14 protein-coding genes are annotated in these 22,157 nt (G+C 64.0%); 5 read left to right on the top strand and 9 right to left on the bottom strand.

The genetic code is table 11. The annotated features are described in order from the left end of the window. Position 1: 1 nt before the first annotated feature. Positions 2 to 3,109 (top strand): efflux RND transporter permease subunit, encoded by a 3,108-nt coding sequence (locus KDG50_01485; protein MCB1864076.1) that lies wholly within the window; start codon positions 2 to 4, stop codon positions 3,107 to 3,109. Positions 3,110 to 3,274: 165 nt separating this feature from the next. On the opposite strand, the gene KDG50_01480 is transcribed toward KDG50_01485, so the two are convergent. From KDG50_01480 to KDG50_01465, 4 genes are all read right to left on the bottom strand, one after another. Beyond that, positions 3,275 to 4,441, bottom strand: a complete 1,167-nt coding sequence (locus KDG50_01480; GenBank protein MCB1864075.1) for a VOC family protein — start codon at positions 4,439 to 4,441, stop codon at positions 3,275 to 3,277. Between the two features lie 4 nt (positions 4,442 to 4,445). After that, on the bottom strand, positions 4,446 to 5,618 hold the full coding sequence (locus tag KDG50_01475; protein MCB1864074.1) for an aminotransferase class I/II-fold pyridoxal phosphate-dependent enzyme: 1,173 nt from the start codon (positions 5,616 to 5,618) through the stop codon (positions 4,446 to 4,448). 107 nt (positions 5,619 to 5,725) lie between these two features. After that, entirely contained in the window at positions 5,726 to 6,520 is a 795-nt protein-coding gene (locus tag KDG50_01470) for a hypothetical protein (protein MCB1864073.1), read from the bottom strand. A 42-nt stretch (positions 6,521 to 6,562) separates the two neighbouring features. Further along, positions 6,563 to 7,762 carry a hypothetical protein gene (locus KDG50_01465; protein ID MCB1864072.1) on the bottom strand — a complete coding sequence of 400 codons (1,200 nt, stop codon included), beginning with the start codon at positions 7,760 to 7,762 and terminating at the stop codon, positions 6,563 to 6,565. A gap of 551 nt (positions 7,763 to 8,313) precedes the next feature. Here KDG50_01465 and KDG50_01460 point away from each other — a divergent pair. Together KDG50_01460 and KDG50_01455 are read left to right on the top strand one after the other, a co-directional pair. Continuing rightward, positions 8,314 to 9,804, top strand: a complete 1,491-nt coding sequence (locus tag KDG50_01460; GenBank protein MCB1864071.1) for a radical SAM protein — start codon at positions 8,314 to 8,316, stop codon at positions 9,802 to 9,804. Then, complete coding sequence (locus KDG50_01455; GenBank protein MCB1864070.1) at positions 9,797 to 12,298, top strand: response regulator; 2,502 nt, start codon at positions 9,797 to 9,799, stop codon at positions 12,296 to 12,298. Before KDG50_01460 ends, KDG50_01455 begins: the two co-directional genes overlap by 8 nt. A gap of 90 nt (positions 12,299 to 12,388) precedes the next feature. Here the strand turns inward: KDG50_01455 and prpC are convergent, their stop codons facing one another. Genes prpC through KDG50_01440 form a run of 3 tightly spaced genes read right to left on the bottom strand, consistent with a single transcriptional unit; the run spans position 12,389 to position 16,347 of the window. Next, the gene (prpC, locus tag KDG50_01450) at positions 12,389 to 13,540 is read right to left on the bottom strand and encodes a 2-methylcitrate synthase (protein ID MCB1864069.1); all 1,152 of its coding nucleotides are present in this window, start codon (positions 13,538 to 13,540) and stop codon (positions 12,389 to 12,391) included. 12 nt (positions 13,541 to 13,552) lie between these two features. Next, complete coding sequence (gene prpB, locus KDG50_01445) at positions 13,553 to 14,446, bottom strand: methylisocitrate lyase (protein MCB1864068.1); 894 nt, start codon at positions 14,444 to 14,446, stop codon at positions 13,553 to 13,555. Beyond that, positions 14,443 to 16,347 carry a propionyl-CoA synthetase gene (locus KDG50_01440; GenBank protein MCB1864067.1) on the bottom strand — a complete coding sequence of 635 codons (1,905 nt, stop codon included), beginning with the start codon at positions 16,345 to 16,347 and terminating at the stop codon, positions 14,443 to 14,445. The genes prpB and KDG50_01440 overlap by 4 nt, the downstream gene beginning before the upstream one ends. A 407-nt stretch (positions 16,348 to 16,754) precedes the next feature. Here KDG50_01440 and KDG50_01435 point away from each other — a divergent pair, with 407 nt between their 5' ends. Together KDG50_01435 and KDG50_01430 are read left to right on the top strand one after the other, a co-directional pair. Next, positions 16,755 to 17,051 (top strand): hypothetical protein, encoded by a 297-nt coding sequence (locus KDG50_01435; GenBank protein MCB1864066.1) that lies wholly within the window; start codon positions 16,755 to 16,757, stop codon positions 17,049 to 17,051. A gap of 369 nt (positions 17,052 to 17,420) precedes the next feature. Continuing rightward, positions 17,421 to 18,506: an SGNH/GDSL hydrolase family protein gene (locus KDG50_01430; protein MCB1864065.1), complete on the top strand. Its 1,086-nt coding sequence runs from the start codon at positions 17,421 to 17,423 to the stop codon at positions 18,504 to 18,506. A gap of 18 nt (positions 18,507 to 18,524) precedes the next feature. Here KDG50_01430 and KDG50_01425 read toward each other — a convergent pair whose 3' ends face one another. Continuing rightward, positions 18,525 to 19,217 carry a hypothetical protein gene (locus tag KDG50_01425; protein MCB1864064.1) on the bottom strand — a complete coding sequence of 231 codons (693 nt, stop codon included), beginning with the start codon at positions 19,215 to 19,217 and terminating at the stop codon, positions 18,525 to 18,527. Then, positions 19,214 to 22,057 carry an excinuclease ABC subunit UvrA gene (uvrA, locus tag KDG50_01420; protein MCB1864063.1) on the bottom strand — a complete coding sequence of 948 codons (2,844 nt, stop codon included), beginning with the start codon at positions 22,055 to 22,057 and terminating at the stop codon, positions 19,214 to 19,216. The genes KDG50_01425 and uvrA overlap by 4 nt, the downstream gene beginning before the upstream one ends. Between the last annotated feature and the right edge of the window lie 100 nt (positions 22,058 to 22,157).

Genomic DNA, 22,157 nt, shown 5'->3' with positions numbered 1-22,157 from the left:
CATGGTCCTCTCCGATGTTTCGATCACCCGACCGGTGTTCGCATCGGTCATGTCGCTCCTCCTCATAGCGTTTGGTCTGGTGGCGTTCGATCGGCTGCCACTGCGCGAGTATCCGGACATCGATCCACCCGTGGTTTCGGTCGAAACGATCTACCCCGGCGCGGCGGCGAACGTTATCGAGAGCCGAATCACGCAAGTGATCGAGGACCGCCTTGCGGGAGTCGAGGGCATTCGTTTCATGGAATCGACCAGCGAGGATGGACGATCCGCCATCACCATTGAATTCGATGTGTCGCGTGACCTTGACGGCGCCGCGAATGATGTTCGGGACCGGGTGTCCACCGTGCTGGCGGATCTGCCGGATGAAGCGGACCCGCCGGAAATCCAGAAAGTCGACAGCAATGACGATGTGATCATGTGGCTGAACCTGGTCAGCGATCGCATGACCGTGCCGGAGTTGTCCGACTATGCGAGGCGTTATCTGGTCGACCGCTTCTCCGTGCTGGATGGTGTAGCGCGTGTCAGGGTCGGTGGCGGCCAGACCTTTGCCATGCGGATCTGGCTGGATCGCAAGGCCCTGGCAGCCAGAAATCTTTCGGTGGCGGATGTGGAAAAGGCCCTTCGGGAAGAGAATCTCGAACTGCCCGCAGGCAGTCTGGACTCGGTCGACCGCCAGTTCACGGTGCGGGTTTCCCGGCTGTTCAAACACGCCGAGGATTTCGCCAGACTCGTGCTCGTCCGTGGTGAGAATGGATACCTCGTCAGGCTGGGGGATGTGGCCAGGGTTGAGAAAGGTTCCGATGAATCGCGCACGTTTTTCCGCGGAAATGGCGTGCCGATGGTCGGCATCGGCATCATCAAGCAGTCCACCGCAAACACCATTGACGTCGCCGATGCGGCCAAGGCGGAAATGGCCAGGATCAATCCCGTTCTGCCTGAAGGGATGACCATAAAGCAGAGCTATGACACCTCGGTGTTTGTGAAGGGGGCGATCGAGGAGGTCTACAAAACCTTGTCGATCGCCATCGGGCTTGTGGTGCTGGTGATCTTTGTGTTCCTGGGCAGTTTTCGCGCGACCATCGTGCCGGCCGTGACCGTGCCGGTGTCATTGATTGCGACTTCCCTGGTGCTGTGGATGCTGGGCTTTTCGATCAACATTCTGACCCTGCTGGCATTGGTGCTGGCGATCGGTCTGGTGGTGGATGATGCGATCGTGGTTCTGGAGAACATCCACCGACGAATGGATCAGTACGGCGAGAGCCGGCTCGTCGCCGCCTATCGCGGTTCTCGACAGGTCGCCTTCGCCGTCATCGCAACGACCGTTGTACTCGTTGCGGTGTTTGTACCGATAGCATTCCTGCAGGGCGATGTCGGCCGACTGTTTTCCGAATTTGCGCTGACCATGGCGGCAGCGGTGGCGTTCTCTAGCTTCGTGGCATTGTCTCTGTCGCCCATGCTGGCTTCACAGATCATGCCCGAGGATGCGGGCAAGGCCAGTCTGGCGCATGGTGTGGACGTGGTGTTCGGCAAGCTGCGCAATGGTTACCTCGCCGTTCTGAAGGTGGCGTTGCGGGCCAAGTGGGTGGTTGGCCTGGTGTTTGTCGGCATGCTGTACGCGACGTATTGGCTGATCGAACAGATTCCCAGCGAATATGCCCCGAAGGAGGATCGTGGCGCATTCTTTGTGCTGGTCAACGGGCCGGAAGGGGCGACATACGATTACATGAAGGATTACATGGATGAAATCGAAAGACGCATGATGCCCCTGGTAGAGGCGGGCGAGGTCTCGCGGCTGCTGGTTCGCGCGCCGAGAACATTCAGCAACTTTGAGATTTTCAACAGCGGAATCGTCATCAATGTGCTGAGCGACTGGCGCGACCGGCGCTCGGCCTGGGCGATCATGGATGACGTGCGCAAGCGGCTGAGCGGCTTGTCCGGCGTGCGCGCGTTCCCCGTCATGCGTCAGGGGTTCGGCGCACGTATACAGAAGCCGGTGCAATACGTGATCGGGGGCGGCACCTACGACGAACTGGTGCAATGGCGCGATATCCTGCTGGACAGGATCAACGCGTCGAACCCCGGGCTGGTCGGTCTGGACTGGGATTACAAGGAAACCAAACCGCAGTTGCAGGTGTTGATCGACTATGACCGCGCGGCGGACCTTGGTGTGACGGTTGGTGAGATCGGTCGCACGCTGGAGACCATGCTTGGCTCGCGTCGGGTGACCACATACATCGAAGAAGGTGAGGAGTATGACGTCATACTGGAGGGCGAGGCCTCCGATCAGCGCACTACGACTGATCTCAGCAACCTGTACGTTCGGTCACAGGGCAGCGGCAAGCTCATTCCACTGGCGAGTCTGGTGACCCTCGAGGAAGTGGCGGACTCCATCAAGCTCAATCGGTTCAACCGGGTTCGCAGTATCACACTGGAAGCGAATCTGGAAGATGACGTATCGCTCGGCAAGGCGCTGGAGTATCTGGACAACCTGGTTGCGGAAAATCTGCCCGGGAAGGTCATCGTCGACTACAAGGGTCAGTCGCGTGACTTCAAAACCAGCGCGCAGTCGATCGTGTTTGTGCTGGTCATGGGAGTGTTGGTGGTGTACCTGGTGCTGGCCGCGCAGTTCGAAAGCTGGATACATCCGCTCGTCATCATGCTGACGGTGCCGCTGGCAATGGCAGGTGCACTGCTGGGGTTGCACCTGACAGACCAGACCCTGAACGTCTACAGCCAGATCGGTCTGATCATGCTGGTCGGGCTTGCCGCGAAAAACGGCATTCTGATCGTGGAGTTCGCCAACCAGCTGCGCGATCAGGGGGAACAGTTGCACGATGCACTGATAGAAGCCACTCGCGTGCGTTTCAGACCGATCGTCATGACCGGCATCACGACAGCGGCAGGGTCGTTGCCGCTGCTGATCTCAGAAGGGGCTGGCGCCGAAACCCGTGCGGTCATCGGCACGGTGGTGCTCTACGGTGTGCTGGCGGCGACCCTGTTTACGTTGTTCGTCGTGCCGACGTCCTATGAGCTGTTCGCACGCAAGACCGGCTCCCCAAAGCAGATCCAGAAGCGACTGGAGGCGGAACTGGAGCATCGAGCAGAATGACGGGGGCCGGTTGATTGGCAGCCAGTTCTGCCCCTTCGGTTCATTGATGCCGCTCTGGTTGTACAGCTCGGTCGGCAGGCCCTGACGGGGCCGTCGTGCTCGATCTGTGCCCTGACCGCCAGGAAACGCCCACTGCGTCGCGCATATCCCCAAGCCGAAATTTTCCTACGTCAGGACGGTGAGGAACGCTTCGTTCAGCTGGCGGTTGTGATAGAAGATGCCCGCGCCGATTTCCTCCATTGTCCATTTCGTTGGTTGCCAGTCCGGGTAGGGCTGGTAGCCACCGCAGTAGGTCTCGAAGCGGTTGCCCGACGGATCGAACGCATAGATCGTGGTGCCACGTGTCACGCCGTGGCGGGTCGGGCCGATGTCGATGGGTACGCGATGCATGGACATCAGGTCAGCCGCGCGCAGCACCTTTTCCCAGGTTTCCAGCACGAACGCGATGTGATGCAGCTTGCCGGGCTCGTCGTGTTTAACGAACGCAATGTCGTGCGCCTTGATCGAGCAGGACAACCAGATCGCCAGATCTGATTCGTCGTCCTGGACGATGTGCTCGACCAGATAGAAGCCGAGTACGTCACGGAAGATGGCGTGCGCTCCGTCGATATCCGGGCCATAGAGCAGGATGTGGTCCATGCGGATCGGCGCGATGCCGTGCTCCGCCTCGGGAGACCATGCCTCGGGATTGACTGCGGGCAAGGTGCCGCCGGTGGCCGTCTTCCGTGCATAGAGTTCGATCACGTGTCCGGTCGGGATCGTGAAACGGACCCGCTCGCCGGTCTCCAGTAGTTCGCCGGCCGGAATCCGTTCAGTCGGTACACCGTAATTCGCATGGTGGTTCGGCCAGGCGCCACAGACCACCTGCGCCGGCCCTGTCGCGATTACATGTCCGGGTTCCGTGACATGACCGCCGATGCGCACGGCGAGACCGCCCAGCGTGCGGGGCAGGCCGAGCCGGCCCGCGATGGCCGGTTCGTTATCGATCCCGTTCTGCAAGGACATCACGCTCAGCCCCGGGCCGGACATGATCCAGTCCCCCAGCTGCCGCATCAGGTCGACCGTGCTGTTGGCCTTGGTCGTCAGCAGAACGAGATCAAAATCCGCGGCGTCGCGCGAGGTGAGCAGTTCGTCTGCATCGAGGGCATCGACCGCACCGCTGAATCCGAAATCGGGATGTTCGACCCGCAGGCCACCTCGTTGCATTGCCGCGAGATGCGCGCCGCGGGCGAGCAATGTGGCGGGGTGGCCGGCGTCGACCAGGCGGGCCGCGTAATACGCCCCGATACCGCCGGCACCGATGATCAGCAGTCTGAGCCTGTCCCGGTTCATGCACCTACCGTTGTTTCAGGTAGCCCGCCATCCGATCCACGGCGCGTTCAATGTTTTCCAGGGAGTTCGCGTAGCTGAAACGAAGATGTTCCCGGTGGCGATATGCGCCGAAGTCCTTGCCCGGGGCGCTGCCGACCAGGGCCTTTTCGAGCATGTCCATGGCCAGTGCGTCGCTGTCGTCACTGAACCGGCTGCTGTCGGCATAGACATAGAACGCGCCTTGGGGCATCAGCGGGACGCTGAATCCGAGTTCGCGCAGTGCGGGCACGAAGAAGTCGCGGCGGGTCTGAAACAGGGCCCTGCGGCGTTCCAGTTCGTCCAGGGTTTCGCCATCAAACGCGTGCAGCGCGGCAAACTGCGCGGGCGTGCTGGCGGAGATGAACAGGTTCTGTGTCAGGCGGGTGATTTCGTCGATGAATGCATCCGGCACCACCATCCAGCCCAGCCGCCAGCCGGTCATCCCGTAGAACTTCGAGAAGCTGTTGACGACGAAGATGTCGTCGCCATCGTGCAACGCACTTCGAAGATCCGCGTCATAGACGAGGCCGTGATAGATCTCGTCGACGATCAGATGTCCACCGAGCGCTCGCACGGTTCGGGCGATGGCGCCCATCTGTTCCCGGGATACGACCGAACCGGTCGGATTGGACGGCGATCCAATCAGCACCGCGCGTGTCTGCGGCGTCCAGGCGTGACGAATCATCTCGGCCGTCAGCTGGTAGCCGGTTGACGCATCCGCGGGCAATGCACGCGGGTTGCCGCCGTAGAGTTTGATGAAATTGAAATTACACGGGTAGTTCGGGTCTGCAAGCAGTACTTCGTCGCCCGGATCAACCAGGCATGCGAAGACCATCTGCAGTCCGGCCGACGAGCCGGGTGTCACCGCGATGCGGTCGACGGGTGGTCGGCAGGTCTCGGGATAGGAAAGCGCGATTTTCTCGCGCAGCTCGGGGATGCCCAGCGCCTGCGTGTAGCGCGTGCGCCGTTCCTCGAGCGCGCGTATGCCGGCGCGGGTGATGGGGTCCGGGGTGCTGAAGTCCGGCTCACCCATCTGCAGGTGGATGACATCCGCGCCACTCGTCACCATCCGGAACGCCTTCTCCAGCACCTCCATGACGTAGAAGGGACGAATCCTCGACAGGCGAGTGGCTTTCTTTGGGGGTGCGCCCGAATGCATTTCCGAGGGGTGGGAAAATCGGCTGTGCCAGCCGAAAATTATGCTACGCGGCTACGCGCATATCCAGAACGCGGGGCGCGTCGTCGGTATGCGCCGTGCGCACGAAATCAATAGGTGTTCGACAGGTCGACTTCGGTCTTTTTATACCTTCCGCAAAGCTCGCTGGTGGCCGCCGCCAGCAGCAGTGCGTCGACGCCAACGGCGACGAAGTTGGCGCCCGCTTCGATGTAGCGCCGGTTCAGATCCGGGTCGCTGCACAGCACGCCTGCGGAGAGCCCACGGGCGCACACGGTCCTGATGCCTTCCACAATGGTGTCGACAACCCGCGGGTGAGTCGATTCGCCAAGCAGGCCGTAGGATGCTGCGAGGTCGACCGCCCCAAAGAACACACCATCGATACCGTCGACACCGAGGATTTCGTGGATGTTTTCGACGCCTGTCTTGGTTTCGATCTGGATCAGCAGACACATCTCGTCGTTCGACCGCTCCATGTAATCCGGGACACGTCCCCAGCGCGAAGCGCGTGCCAGCGCGCTGCCGACGCCGCGAATGCCGTCGGGGGGGTATCGCATCGCTCGTACCAGGTTGGCTGCATATTCGGCTGTTTCGACCATCGGCACGAGCAGTGTCTGCACACCCGTTTCAAGCAGCTGCTTGATGAGCACCGAGTCACCATGCGGCGGCCGGACGACCGGCTGCGACCGGTACGGGGCAATCGCCTGGAGCTGGGCGAAAATGCTGCGCAGGTCGTTCGGCCCGTGTTCCGAATCGATCAGGAGCCAGTCGAATCCGGCGCCGGCGCAGATCTCCGCACTGAACGTCTCGCCGAGCCCCAGCCAGAGTCCGTACTGAACCTTGCCAGCCCTTAGAGCCCGCTTGAAAAGATTCTCTGGCATTTCCATCGATGATCTACCGTGCGTCATTGAATGTGAGCATGGGTGCGTTCAGTTGCCGCCGCTTCCATGGCGGATGGCCAGCGTTAGATTCGCACCGCCGAAGCCGAAGGCATTGACCAGGCTGCGGTCGATCGGGCGGATGGTCTGGCCGCCGGCTGGTGACAGGCGCAACGCCGGATCGAATTCATACTCCGGGCCGCTCCATTGTGGCGAGCGGGCGAGCGCCAGGCTGGCGGCCAAGGCAAATGCCCCGGCGGCGCCCAGCGTGTGACCGATGCGTGATTTCAGTACGCCGACCGGTACCCAAACTGCGGCGCCGGAGCCCAGTGTTGCATGAATGGCATCGGCCTCCGAGGTGTCGTTGGCCCAGGTGCCGGTGCCGTGGGATTCGATGTAGTCGACATCCTCGCCTGACCACCCGGCCGCGTGCAGCGCCTGTCGCATGGCCCTGGTTTCTGCCGCGGTATCCGGGGTGACGACTTCGCCGCGGCCGGTCGTTGCACCGTAGCCGGCGATTGTCGCGATCGCGCCGTGCCCGATGCGGTGCGCAGACTCCAATACGAACATCGCGGCACCTTCGCCGAGCACGGTGCCGTCGCGGTCAGGGGCGAACGGCCGGCAGCTGGTCTTCGACAGCACGCCGATCGAGTCCCAGCCCGCCATGAGTCCGGGCGCAAATGGCGCCTCGGTTCCGCCGACGATCGCGGCGTCGACAAGGCCAGTTTCGATGAGCGTCGCGCCGAGCATCAGCGCGTGCAGCGAAGAGGTGCAGGCGCTTGAAACCGTATAGGCGGTGCCACCGAGTTCCAGATCGGCCGCAATCAGCGAAGGTGCTGCATTTGGCATGATTCGCGGGATCGAAAGCGGGTGCACACGTCGCGTCGGATTCGCGTAGAACTTCGCATAGGCCGCGTCGTCGACGATCTTGCCCGGCACCGCACAGCCGACGACGACGCCGATCCGGTCGCGGTCGGCGTGGCGTTCGAGTGCTCGCGCGCGGGTCGCGGCCTCGCGCGCGGCGATCAGCGCGTACTGACAGGCCGGATCAATCTCGTTGCCGAGACCGGTGCCGGGGGGCGGGGGTACCGGCGCCCAGTCGCCGATGCGCGCGGCGAGCCGGCTGCGGCCGTTGACCGGATCGTCATAGTGCGAGATCGAACTGCGGCCTTGTGCGAGTGCCGCCGAAAACGCCGGGAAGCCAATCCCCAGTGACGACACGACCCCGACCCCGGTAATGGCTACTGTCATGGTCGAGGTCCTGAAGAGCCCGTGCATGGGCCGGAGTTTGTGGGCGACGCGTACGGCATACGGTTCTGAATTCCCTTAAAAAACCAAGGAAGCTCTGATCAATCCATCGAAGGATTGCCAGCGCAGCGAAAACGAAACAGCGTGGTTTTTCGCTTTCTTTCATTTTCAACGGCTTGCCGCCGTCGTTGTGGCGGCACTTCCCCGTGCCGTTCATCATTCGACCGAGTCGGTCCGGACGTTATCACCATTGCGCGAGCCAGGAAACCGCAGTTTGCCCGATGGCCGCAAGGGGTGCATAGACGGACCAGTGTCGTCGGGTTTGGCAGGCTGTTGAAATTCTCGTTTCAACGGTCTGTTGGCGCGAGACAGGGACGTCTCGCCCGAAAATCGAACACACAAGTGTTTGATTTTCGAGAGCAGCCGAAAACCGCGCTTTTCGGTTGCAATGTTGAAAAGGCCATCGATGGACCTTTTTCAACAACCTGTTAAGAGGCGGCAAATCTCCGCGGCGGTGTTAGACTGAAAAGCGGGGGCGTAGCGGGAGGACTGCCGTGCGCGTAGTGTTGATCAAGCCGAGCAAGTACACCCGCAGCGGTAGCGTGGAACGCTTCCGTACCGGCTTCATGCCCAATGCGACCCTGACCCACCTGGCCGCTCTCACTCCGGCGCGGTTCGCGGACCGGCCGGTCGAAACGCGCATGGTCGATGAGTACGTGCACTGCGATCTCGACTACCTGGACTGGCTTGCGGGGCGCGACACGCTCGTGGCGATGGTCGGGGTGCAGTCGCACCAGTTTCATCGTGCACTCGATCTTGCCGCCCTGGCGCTGGATCGCGGCGTGCGCAACGTCGTGATCGGCGGCCCGCACCCGATGACCTGCGACACCTCGGCCTTGCAGGGCCGGGGGGTGAGCTTCGCGCTGGCCGAAGCCGAACGCGTGTGGCCGGAAATCCTCGCCGATGCCGCCGCTGGTCATGGACTCAAGGCCGTCTATGGCGAGGGCCAGCGCTGGGCGACCGAATTGCCGCCGACGCCGATCACGCCGCCGTCCCGCGATGACCTGAAACGCTACTTCTCGCCGATGGTGGGCCTGGTGCCGATGCGCGGCTGCCCCTACCAGTGCAAGTTTTGCGCGGTGATCCAGATCGCAGGTCGTGCGGTGCGCGAACAGTCCGTGGATGCGACGATCGAGAGCCTGCGTCGCGCGCGTGCGGGCGGCGTCGAGACGGTCATGTTCGTGTCCGACAACTTCAACAAGGCGCCGAGTGCGCCGGCTCTTCTCGAGGCCATGATCGAGGAGGACCTGGGCCTGCGATTTTTCTGCCAGTGCGACACCGTGGTCGCGCGCCAGCCGGAGTTCATTGAACTGCTTGGTCGGGCGGGTTGCTTTGAGATGTTCGTCGGTGTGGAGTCGTTTTCGCGCGCGACGCTCAAGGCCGCGCACAAATATCACAACCACCCGGAGACCTATCGCTCGATCATCGAGCAGTGCGCGGCCGCCGGAATCCGCGCGCATTACTCGAACATCATCGGTTTTCCGCAGGATACGCCGGCGTCGATCGCCGAACACCTGGAGGCGCTGCGCGGGCTGGCGCCAAAGGTCGTTTCGTTCTACATCCTTACGCCGATCCCGGGCACCGAACAGTATGAGGAGTTCCGCCGCGACGGACTGATCTGGGAGACCAACATGGACCGCTTCGACGGGGGCTGTCCGACATGGCATCATCCGAACATGAGCACGCGGGAACTCGAAACGCAGATGTACGACGCCTACGTCTCGCACTATGAGTTTCTCTGGCGCAGCGGCCGGCTGGCCACGCCCGAGGAACGAAATATCGCCGCGCTCGCGCGACTGTCCGCAAAGCAGCATCTGCACCCGATGTCCGGCGGCATCGGTCCGGTCGAAATCGATCGTCGCGACGACTACCTTGCACTGCGCCGCGCGCGCTTTGACATTCATGATGCGCCGCTGCCCGCCTCCCTGAAGTTGTCGGCGCGCGACGAAGAAACCAACCGCCAGGCCAAGGTTGCACATGGCTGAGATCGTGCACCGCGTGCTCGGGTTCGCGGGGCGTCTGAAATCCGCCCGTGATCTGCCGGGCGGAGAGTTCGAACAGGCCCTGATCCGGCTGGCGATCTCGATCGTCGTTGCGATCGCGGTTCTGATCTACAACCCGGGCGGCGAGGGCCTGCACATTCCGCGGCTCATGGCGGCGGGCTATGTGCTGGTGGCGCTGGGGTTGATCGCCTGGGTGCTGGTCGAACCGCGCATCGTCATTGCGCGCCGCTACGTCTGTGCAACCCTGGATATCGTGAGCCTCAGTGTGGCGCTGGCGTTGGCCGGCGAACTCGGCTGGCCGTTTTATCTGATCTACCTGTGGGTCATCGTGGGCATGGGCGCGCGCTTCGGGCGGTCGCTGCTCAACTACAGCATGATGCTGTCGCTGGTTGGCTTCGGGGCGGTGATTGCCGCGAGTCCGACCTGGCAGGGCATTCTGCCGCTGTCGATCGGGTTGTGGGTCGGGCTGGCGCTGATTCCGCTCTACCAGGGGGTTTTGCTGCGGCGTCTGGATGCGGCACGCAAGCAGGCCGAGGATGCCAACCAGGCGAAAAGCCGGTTTCTCGCGAACATGAGTCACGAGATCCGCACCCCGCTGAACGGAATCATCGGGCTTACGGACATGCTTCGGGTCGGCCGACTGCCGCAGGCCGAGCGCGAAGTGGCCCAGAGCGCCCACGACGCCTCGCGCGTGTTGCTCGCGCTGCTCAATGACGTGCTGGACATCTCCAAGATCGAAGCCGGCCGCACCACGCCGGATCCGGCCGAGTTCAACCTGCACGCGCTGATGCGCTCGATCTGGCGCATGTTCGAGCCGCTCGCGCACGGCAAGGCACTCGAGTTCACGCTGGACATCGATGCGGGCGCGCCGTGGCAGGTGCGTTCGGACCCGCTGATGCTGCGGCAGATCGTCACGAATCTAGTCAACAACGCGATCAAGTTCACCGATCACGGCGCCGTGACCGGTCATGTACGTGAAGTCCGGCGCGTTGCGGGCGAAAGCCTGGTGCGGTTTGAGATCACGGACACCGGCATTGGGATGACGCCTGAGGAATCCGGGCGCATCTTCGCGCCGTTTGCCCAGGCCGACGCCTCGACCACGCGTCGTTATGGCGGTACCGGGTTGGGCACCACGATTGCAAAGGACCTGGTCGAACTGCTTGGCGGGCGCATTGTTGTGCGCTCGACGCCTGGCCGGGGTTCGACGTTCTGGTTCGATCTGCCCCTGCAGCGGCTAGAGTCCGCGGAAGGCGGCGATGCCGGTCTCACCGGAGTGGCCGTGGTGCTGATCGATCTCGGTGGCGACACCGCGGGCATTCGCGAGGCGCTGGCGAACTGGGGCGTGCGTGTCGATTCGTTCGACTCTGTTTCGCCAGCGCGCGAGCGGGTACTCACGAGCGCGGCGCGCGGTTTTCATCACGACATCATCGTGCTCCACACCGGGCGGCGCGCGTCGCATGGTGAAGTTGGCCGCGTGGTCGAGACCCTCCTGCAACTCGAACCGGCCGAGCGTCCGGGATTCGTCGTTTACGGCGAGGCGCTCGAGACGGCATGGATGGGCAGCGGGCTCGTCGGTTACCGAATGGGTACGCAGTTCGAGCGTGGTCGACTGTGGAACACCCTGCATGCCTGTCGCGGAACGCGCGCGGATCTGCGCGCCGTCGCGCCCGTACGCGAAGGCGAGGCCGGCCAGGCGGCGGAACGGCTCAAGGTTCTCGTGATCGAGGACAACGAGGCGAACCTCATGGTCACGCGCTGGCATCTCGAGCGGGTTGGCCACGAGTGCATCGGAGCACGCTCGGGGCTGGAAGCCCTGGAACTGCTCGAAACCATGCGGCCCGACGTCGTGGTGCTCGATTACAACCTGCCGGACATCGATGGCCTGCACGTGTTCTCGACCTACCAGTTCACGAATCCTGCGAATTCACCGGGTTGGGTGCTGCTGACCGCGGATGCGACCACCGATCTGCGCGAGCGCGCCCGCGAACTGGGCATTGCGCGCGTGATGACCAAGCCGGTCGATGGCGTGTTGCTGTGCGAATCCGTTGCCGTGGCGGCCGGCGTCGATCCGTCGATCCTGCATGCACCGAGGGCGGCACCCGTCGAGCCGCGCCGGACGCAGACGGGGATGTTCGACCCTGCGCAGCTCGAATCCATGTATGCGCTCGGCGCCAATATGGGGTTCGTGCGCGCGGTCGTCGCGCAGGCCCGGGGTGAACTCGACGGGCTGTTCGCCCGGCTCGAAGCAGCCTGCGGTTCACAGGACGCGGATGGTTGTTCGCAGGTCGCGCACTCGATCCGCGGAACCTGCGGAAACATTGGTCTGCCTGATGCCAGCGCGCTCGCCCGCGAGATTGAGGAGTCCCGGCGTGCGGCGCCGCAGACCATCGCGCGGCTGCGAAAGCTGGTCGATCAGGGCCTTGCGCTGGCGCGTGAATACGCCGACCAGGTCGCAAGCGAATCGTCGCTCAGCTGAGCAGGCCCCGGGCTGATCGGGGTTTTCGAGTCATCAAAAGCAAGCGTGGGTGGTTCGGGCCTCGCGCGCGATGATCGTGCGTCCGCGGTGTCAGCGTGCGTCGATCGGCACGAACCCGAGGTTTTCCGGTCCCGTGTAGTAGGCCGACGGACGGATGATCTTGCCGTCCTCGCGCTGTTCGATGACGTGCGCACCCCAGCCGCTGGTGCGCGAGATCACGAACAGCGGCGTGAACATCTCGGTCGGCACACCCATCATGTGATAGGAAACCGCGGAGAACCAGTCGGCGTTCGGAAACATCTTCTTGATTTCCCACATCACGGCCTCCAGCCGGTCCGCGACATCGAACATGGTTGTGTCGCCGCGTGCCGTGCTGAGTTCGCGCGCGATCTCCTTGATGATGGGGTTGCGTGGATCGCCGATGGTATAGACCGGGTGGCCGAAACCGATGACGATTTCCTTGCGGCCGACCCGCTCGCGGATGTCGGCCTCCGCCTCGTCGGCGGAGCGATAGCGACTCTGTACGCGAAACGCCTCTTCGTTGGCGCCGCCGTGCTTGGGGCCGCGCAGCGCGCCGATGGCTGCGGTGATGCAGGAATACAGATCGGAATTCGTGCCGGCGACCACGCGCGCGGTGAAGGTGGAAGCGTTGAATTCGTGTTCGGCATACAGCACCAGCGAGACGTGCATCGCACGCACGAGCGAATCGCTGGGGGGCCTGCCGTGCAGCAGGTGCAGGAAGTGCCCGCCGATCGAGTCATCGTCGGTCTCGACATCGATGCGGCGGCCATTCGCGGCGTAGTGATACCAGTACAGCAGCATGGAACCGAAGCTCGCCATCAGCCGGTCGATGATGTCGCGTGCGGCCGCGGCGGGGTGCGCCTCGGACTCCGGCATGCAGCTGCCGAGCACTGAACAACCCGTACGCATGACATCCATGGGGTGCGTGGACGGCGGCAGGGCCTCGAGTGCGGTTCGCACCGGCATCGGCAGTCCACGCAGACGGCGCAGCTTCTGTTTGTAGGCCGTCAGCTCGGCCTGTGTCGGCAGGCGGCCGTGCACGATCAGGTGCGCGACTTCCTCGAACTCGCAGTGTGCGGCAAGGTCTTCGATGCTGTAGCCGCGGTAGTGCAGGTCGTTGCCGGTGCGCCCGACGGTGCAGATGGCCGTATTGCCGGCCGCGGTTCCGGACAGGGCCACGGATTTCTTGGCCTTGGGAAGAATCTGGGCGGTTTCGCTCATGGTGTTTCTCTCTCAGTCTTCGTCAGAGCCTGCGAACAGCGCATCGAGCTTCTGTTCATAGGCGTGATAATCGAGGAAGTCATACAGCTCGGCGCGAGTCTGCATGGTCTGGATCACCTCTTTCTGCGTACCCTCGGCGCGCAGCGTGCGATAGACGTTCAGCGCGGCGGCATTTGCCGCGCGAAAAGCCGACAGCGGATACAGCGCGATGCCGACACCGGCCGACGCTAGTTCCTCGACCGTAAACAACGGCGTCGAACCGAACTCCGTGATGTTCGCCAGCACCGGAACACCGACGGCGTTGGTGAACGCGCGGTATTCGTCGAGTGTCGTGACGGCTTCGGGGAAGATCATGTCGGCGCCGGCCTCCACGCAGGCACGGGCGCGTTCGATCGCTGCTTCGAGCCCATCGCTGGCGAGCGCGTCCGTCCGGGCCATGATCACGAAGTCCGGATCGGTCTTCGCGTCGACCGCGGCCTTGATGCGGTCGACCATTTCCGACTGCGCGACGATGACCTTGTTCGGACGATGTCCGCAGCGCTTCTGCTGAACCTGATCCTCGATATGCACGGCCGCCGCACCACAGCGGATCATCGAACGGATCGCGCGCGCGATGTTGAACGCGCCGCCCCAGCCGGTATCGATGTCGACCAGCACCGGCAGGTCGGTCACGGCGGTGATGCGTTCGAGATCGACCAGCACGTCGTTCATGGTCGTGATGCCGAGATCCGGGATGCCGCGCGAGCCGGCTGCGACACCGCCGCCGGAGATGTACAGGGAGCGGAATCCGCTGGCCTCGGCGAGCCGTGCGTGGTAGGCGTTGATCGCGCCGACGCACTGCAGGGGACTTTCATCGCGCAGGGCCGCGCGCAGTCGCGCGCCCGGACTGGGCATGGAATGGTTCATGTATTCCCCGTTGCGTAACCGAGGCCCTTCAGCGCCGCGGTGATTTCATCGAGAATGGCCGGATCGTCGATGGTGGCCGGCATCTTCCATGCTTCGCCGTCGGCGATCTTCGCCATGGTGCCGCGCAGGATCTTTCCCGAACGTGTCTTGGGCAGTCTTGAGACGACGGTTGCGAGTTTGAACGCAGCCACCGGTCCGATCTGGTCGCGCACGCGCTTGACGAGTTCCCTGACGACGTCGGCCTCCGGCCGGTCGACCCCGGCGCGCAGCACGACGAGTCCGAGCGGCAGCTGGCCCTTGAGCGGGTCCTGCACGCCGATCACCGCGCATTCGGCGACGGCCGGATGGCCGGCGAGGACTTCTTCCATCTGCCCGGTCGAAAGGCGATGGCCGGCGACGTTGATCACGTCGTCGGTGCGGCTCATGATCCACAGGTAGCCGTCGCTGTCGCGAAAGCCGGCATCTCCCGTCAGGTAGTACCCGGGGAAGCGTTTCAGATAGGCGTCGATGAAACGCCCGTCGTTGTTCCACAGCGTCGGCAGGCAGCCGGGCGGCATCGGCAGTTTCAGCACGATGCTGCCCATGTTGCCGTCGGCGACCGGTTTGCCGGTCTCCTCGTCGAGCACCTGAACGTCGTAGCCGGGCATCGCGATGCTCGGCGAGCCGGGCTTGAGCTCATGCGGTTCGAGCCCGAGCGGATTCGCCGCGATGGCCCAGCCGGTCTCGGTCTGCCACCAGTGATCGACCACCGGCACGCCGAGTTTGTCGCGCGCCCAGAACAGGGTGTCCGGATCGCAGCGTTCGCCGGCCAGAAACAGCGCCTGCATGCAGGCGAGGTCATGGCGGCCGATGAACTCGCCGTTCGGATCCACCTTCTTGATGGCGCGAAACGCGGTCGGCGCCGTGAACAGCGCCTTTACGCCGTATTCGGAGATGACCCGCCAGAACGCACCGGCGTCCGGCGTGCCGACCGGCTTGCCCTCGTAGAGTAGGGTTGTCGCGCCGGTGAGCAGCGGCGCATAGACGATGTAGCTGTGGCCGACGACCCAGCCGACGTCGGAGGCGGCCCAGAACACGTCGCCGGGCCCGATGTCGTAGATGTTGCGCATCGACCAGGTCATCGCGACGGCATGACCGCCGTTGTCGCGCACCACGCCTTTCGGCTGACCGGTGGTGCCCGAGGTGTACAGGATGTACAGCGGGTCGGTCGCCTCGACCTCCACGCAGGGCTGCGGTTCGGCGTTTTCGACGGTCTCCAGCCAGTCGCGGTCGCGCCCGGGTGTCATCGCGGCGCTGGCCTGTTCGCGCTGGTAAACAAGGCAGTGGTCGGGCTTGTGGCGGGCCATGTCGATGGCGGCGTCGAGCAGTGGTTTGTACTCGACCACGCGCCCCGGTTCGATACCGCAGGATGCCGCGATGATCAGTTTCGGCTTCGCGTCGTCGATGCGTGTGGCGAGTTCGTTCGATGCGAAGCCCCCAAATACCACCGAGTGGATCGCGCCGATGCGCGCACAGGCGAGCATGGCCATCACGGCCTCGGGAATCATCGGCATGTAGAGGATCACGCGGTCGCCGCGCCGCACGCCGAGATCGTGCAGGGCGCCGGCCACTTTCGCGACGGCATCGCGCAGTTCGGCGTAGCTGTAGCGCCGCTTTTGGGCGGTGACCGGGGAGTCGTAGATCAGCGCCGCGCGATCACCGCAGCCGGCGTCGACGTGACGGTCCAGCGCGTTGCGGCAGGAGTTCAGCCGACCACCGCCGAACCAGCGCGCGGCCGGGCGCGCGCCGGCGTCCAGCACCCGCGTTGGCGGCGTCGACCAGTCGATCGCATCCGCCGCCTGGCCCCAGAACGCGTCCGGGTCGTCCAGCGATTGCCGATACAGCTCCGCGTAGGTGGTCAATTCGGCGTTCCTCCTCGTCGCTCGCAGGTTTCGCGATCCCGCGGGGCGGGTCGGGTCTTGTTGTCGTTGCGCCGGCGGCAAAGCCCGTACCGTGCGCGCAGGCGATTACCGCCGACGGATGTTCGAACCCTGACGGTAGCCTAAGTGGCCATCATTAAGGAAATTGCATCGTTCAAGATTCAGCATTGTCGGTGGTAATGCTGAGCCTGGGGCGCGTGAAACGGGGATGAATCCGCACGCACCCCCGGGTGTGAGCCCCGTCGGACAGAGAATAGCCGGGTTTTGGCTGAGGTGGTTCTTGCCGAACTCCATAAAGCGGCTCGATCGGGCGCCCCGCGGACCGGGGGGATAAATGGAATCTGCTTGCGGAGCGTATTGCACGAGCGGAGCATTTACTGCGCGCAATTGTGCGCCTGCTCGAATTGGAGTTCTTCACTTGTATGTATAAGAGACTGTCAGGTTTGTTGTTGGTTTCCGCGCTGGGCGCGGTGACGAGCGGCGCCTATGCCGGGGATGCTTCGCCCCCCGGCGCAGTCGACGAATCGGACGCGCGCGTTGTCGCGTACTATCAGCGTCAGTGTCAGGCTTGGGCGCCGGCAAGCGGTGCCGCCGACCAGGCGGCCTACATCACCCAATGCCTGAAAGACATGCCAAACATCTGGCCCGTGGGCCAGGACAAGAGTGCCGGCGGCGGCGACGGCTAGTTCCCGCGCGTGATCCGAGTGGCCGGGGATTTGTCCCCGGACCGCTTGACGACGCCACGTACGTCCTGCGTACGTGGCGTTTTTGTTTGTGTGACAGACCGGGCCGGATGTTTGGCAGGTGGTTGAAACAGGCCTCTCTATGGCCTTTTCAACATCGCAACTGAAGAGTGCGGTTTTCGGTCGCTCGCGAAAATCAAACACCTGGGTATTCGATTTGCCGGCGAGACGTTCCGGCCTTGCTCTAACAGCCCGTCAGGCGACGGAGTGGTTTGGCTCGTTCACCGTGCGCCCGGATCAACGGGTTACAATCCCCGCGGATTTTGGCAGCTTCGCCTCCCGCTTCATCCGGTTTTCCCGCCGCTCTCACCGATGCACCGCCTGCTGACCTGGCTCAAGAATCTCGTGTCGGTGACCGTTGGTGTCAGCGTCCTTCTGGCCGTGGGCGAGATTGCGGCACGGGTTTTTTCGCAAGTGCCCAGCCAGGCCACGAGCGAGGCACTGTTCGTGCCCAACGTGCATGGATCCAGCTTCGGTAACGCGAAGGATTTTCGCGGCGAGGCCTTCGGGATCCCTGTCCAGACGGACACGCGGGGGTTTCGGACCGCGCTGGACGATGCTTCTGGTTCCTATCGCGCCGCGTTATATCCGGCCCCTTCGCTGCTGGTACTCGGAGACTCCGTCGCGTTCGGGCCGGGCGTGGCCGAATCAGAGACGTTCGCCGCCCTGTTGCGCTCGATGCTCGGGCGCGGTGTCGAAAACGCCGCGGTGATCGGTTATTCAACCTACGACTATCTGAACTTCGTTCGCCATGTCGACCTCAGCCGGTCGCAATTCGATCAGGTACTTCTGGTGTTCTGTCTCAATGACGTACATCGGGAGTCGTCAGTCGAGATCAACGCCCGTCTCGCTGCGCGCGATGCCGGGCAGGCACCGCCAGTGCTCGAATCGCGGCCGGCGGCCGCCGGCGACAATTGGGTTGAGACACTGCGGCGCATTGGATTCATCGAGCGCGCGAACCGGTTTCTTGCGGATCGCTCGAAGCTCTACGTACTGGTTCGCGCGCTGGTCACCGACACCAGCGGGCGCTATTTCAAGGCCGACTTCGAACCCTACCTCGATGGCAAGGAACGTCTCGCTTCGGTGATCGACGACCTGCGTAGTGTCGAACGCGAGCTGATGTCGAAGGGCATCCCCTTGACGATCGTGATCACGCCCTACGAGGCGCAGCTGCGCTCGCGTGATTCAGCGGTCTGGTTGCCGCAGCGGTTTCTGACGGAACAGATGCGACTTGCAGGCATCGAGGCCCACGATGCGGCGGGTGCGTTTCAGAACGCCGGCGGCAATCCGGCCGACTACTTCCTGAGCCATGATCCAATGCACCTGTCCGTGGAAGGGCACGCGCTGCTGGCCCGCTATCTCACCGAGGCGGTCTTGCCCCGTTCACAGTCGAATTGATGTTGTCGTTGCGCTTGCTTAGTTCGCTGGTCGTTGAAACCCCGACACGGTGGACAGGCTGTCATTGATCGCGCTGTTGAGTCGGTCGGGGTCCAGGACGACCTCGGGCGCGAAGATCAGAACGGCATCACCGCGAGATTCAATCACGCGGCGCGGACGTTGCATCAATGACTCTCGCAGTTCAGGTGTCAGCAGGGCGCGTATGCGATCCGCATCCCGGGCATGCACACGGAACGCGGCGTTGAAGTCCTGCGCGTCGTCGAGCGTGACCAGTTGCAGCCCGGTGCGCTCAGTGACTGAGCGTATCGCACTGTCGGCCGGGGCGATGTCGAAATCCGCCAGCCGCTGGCCCGGCGTACGGATCCAGATCACGGTCTGTCGCCGGTCGCGGATGTTGGCGTCGTCGACCTTGCGCGAAGGTTCGCCCGGCTCCCCCTCCTGACCCAGCGCGGCGAGATAGCCGTACTCGAACACCTCGATTTCGTGTCCGTCGCGTCTGCCGTACATGCGGTTGGAGATGCGCGCGTCGCCCTGTGTGAACAGGTGGAAACCGGCGCTGGCGACAGTCGCCGGCAACGCCTGCTCGCCGCGCTCAAATGGCAGGCCGAGCGCGCTTGCCGCGCCGGCCAGAGCGTCCCGGTGCCGGCTCTGATGCCAGAGCGCGAACGCGACGATGGCCACCAGAACGATGACGAATAGGATCTTGGTCATGCGTGTTTCACCTTTGCGGCTGGCGCCGGTTCAAGCAGTTCGGCGAGGTATCGACCGGTATGAGAGTCAGTGGCGGCGGCAATGGCCTCCGGAGTGCCGGACGCGATCACGCGCCCGCCGCCGGCCCCGCCTTCCGGGCCAAGATCGATGACCCAGTCCGCGGTCTTGACGACATCGAGGTTGTGTTCGATCACGACGACGGTGTTGCCGTGATCACGCAGACGCGCAAGCACGCTCAGCAGCTGCTGCACGTCATGGAAGTGCAGGCCGGTCGTGGGTTCGTCGAGGATGTACAGGTTGCGCCCGGTGTCGCGGCGCGAAAGTTCCTTTGCGAGTTTTACCCGCTGTGCCTCACCGCCTGAAAGCGTTGTCGCGCTCTGACCGAGCGTGACGTAGCCGAGGCCGACGTCGAGCAGGGTCTCAAGCTTGCGCGCGAGCACCGGTATCTGCGCGAAACGGCGCGCGGCGTCTTCGACCGTCAGCGACAACACCTCGTGAATGTTCAGGCCCTGGTAGCGAATCTGCAGGGTTTCGCGGTTGTAGCGACGGCCTTCGCAGACATCGCAGCGCACATACACGTCGGGCAGGAAATGCATCTCCACGCGGATCATTCCGTCGCCCTGGCAGGCCTCGCAGCGCCCGCCCTTGACGTTGAAGCTGAAGCGCCCGGAGCGATACCCGCGCGAGCGTGCCTCGGGCACGGCGGCGAACAGTTCGCGGATCGGCGCGAACAGGCCCGTATACGTCGCCGGGTTCGAGCGCGGCGTGCGGCCGATCGGCGACTGGTCGATTGCGACGACATGGTCGAACTGGTCCAGTCCGTCGATGCCATCGTGCGGTGCCGGCTGCGTGGAGGCGCCGTTCAGATCGCGTGCCGCGACCGCATACAGCGTGTCGTTGACCAGCGTGGATTTGCCGGATCCGGAGACACCCGTCACGCAGCTCAGCAGGCCCAACGGAAGCGCGGCATCGACGTTTTGCAGGTTGTTGCCGCGCGCGCCGCGGATGCGCAGCCAGCGTTCCGGATCCGGCTGGTTGCGCCTGGCCGGAACCTCGATCGCCAGCCGGCCCGAGAGATACGCGCCGGTCAGCGATTCGCGGTTCGCCTCGATCACCGCGGGTGGACCGCTGGCGATGATGCGTCCGCCATGGCGGCCCGCGCCGGGACCGATGTCCACGACGTGATCCGCGGCGCGGATGGCGGCTTCGTCGTGTTCCACAACGATGACGGTGTTGCCGATGTCCCGCAGTTCCGTGAGTGTTGCGATCAGGCGTGCATTGTCGCGCTGGTGCAGTCCGATGGAAGGTTCGTCGAGCACATACATCACGCCGACCAGCCCGGCGCCGATCTGGCTCGCCAGCCGGATGCGCTGTGCCTCGCCGCCCGAAAGCGTGTCGGCCGAGCGTGCCAGCGTCAGGTAGTTCAGCCCGACGTTGACGAGAAAGCGCAGGCGCTGCTGTGTCTCGCTCAGGATCTTGTCGGCGATTTCAGCGCGCTGGCCGACGAGCTTCAGCGCATCAAAGAACTCCAGTGCTTCGGCAATCGTCATGTCCTCGACCGCGGGCAGTGACCGCCCACCCAGGCGCACGGCACCGGCACCGCGGTTCAGTCGCGTGCCGTTGCATTCCGGGCATGGACGCTGGGACTGAAAGCGCGCGATTTCTTCGCGTACGGCCTGTGATTCGGTCTCGCGATAACGGCGTTCCAGGTTCGGGATGACGCCCTCGAACGGATGGCTGCGCGGATTGCGTTCGCCGATGTATTCGAAGCGAATGCTCTCCGCGCCGCTGCCATGCAGGACGGCTGTGCGCACGGCCTCGGGCAGTTCGTTCCAGGGCGTTTCGATGTCGAAGCCGTAATGCGCGGCGAGTGCCCGCAGCAGCTGATAGTAGTAGGCGTTGCGTTTGTCCCAGCCCCGCACGGCGCCGGCGGCGAGGCTGAGTTCCGGGTGGCGCACGACGCGTTCCGGATCAAAAAACTGTTCGCTGCCCAGGCCGTCACAGCGCGGACAGGCGCCCACGGGACTGTTGAACGAGAACAGTCGCGGTTCGAGTTCCGCGAGCGCGAAGCCGCACTGCGGGCAGGCGTAGCGTTCCGAGAACACCAGCGGCGCCCGACCGCCGTCGTCGAGCGATTCAACACGCGCGACGCCGGCGCCCAGTTTCAACGCCGCCTCGAACGACTCGGCGAGCCGCAGGCCCTGGTCCGCGCGTACGCGCAGGCGATCGACCACGGCCTCGATCGTGTGCGTCCGGGCCGGATCGAGCGGCGGGACTTCGTCCAGGTCATGGATATCGCCGTCGATCCGCACCCGCACGAAACCTTGGGCGCGCAGTTCCTCGAACACGCGCTGGTGTTCGCCCTTGCGCTCGGCGACCAACGGCGCGAGCACGACGATGCGCGCGTCTTCGGGGCAGGACAGCACGGTGTCGACCATCTGGCTGACGGTCTGCGCGACCAGCGGCTGATGATGTTCGGGGCAGTGCGGGGTGCCCACGCGCGCGAACAGCAGGCGCAGGTAGTCGTGGATCTCGGTGATGGTGCCGACGGTCGAGCGCGGATTGTGCGAGGCGGCCTTCTGTTCGATGGAGATGGCCGGCGACAGGCCTTCGATCAGGTCGACGTCCGGGCGCTCCATGCGCGCCAGAAACTGCCGCGCGTAGGCCGACAGCGACTCCACATAGCGGCGCTGGCCCTCGGCGTAGATGGTGTCGAATGCGAGCGAGGACTTGCCCGAGCCCGACAGCCCGGTCACGACAATCAGCCGGTCGCGGGGCAGGTCCAGGTCAATGTCGCGCAGGTTGTGCGTGCGCGCTCCACGGATGCGGATCGAGTCCATCGGGGCGGAATCCGGCTTTGGGCAACCTGTTACTATACGCGGCCCGGCGCGGCAGGTGCCCGCCTGTGCATGGCGTGGTGCACCGGCCGCGCTGTTTCCA

Source organism: Chromatiales bacterium (assembly GCA_020445605.1).
Lineage (GTDB): Bacteria > Pseudomonadota > Gammaproteobacteria > JAGRGH01 > JAGRGH01 > JAGRGH01.
The sequence above is the reverse complement of the archived record's forward strand: the minus strand, read 5'-3'. Positions and strand labels throughout refer to the sequence as shown.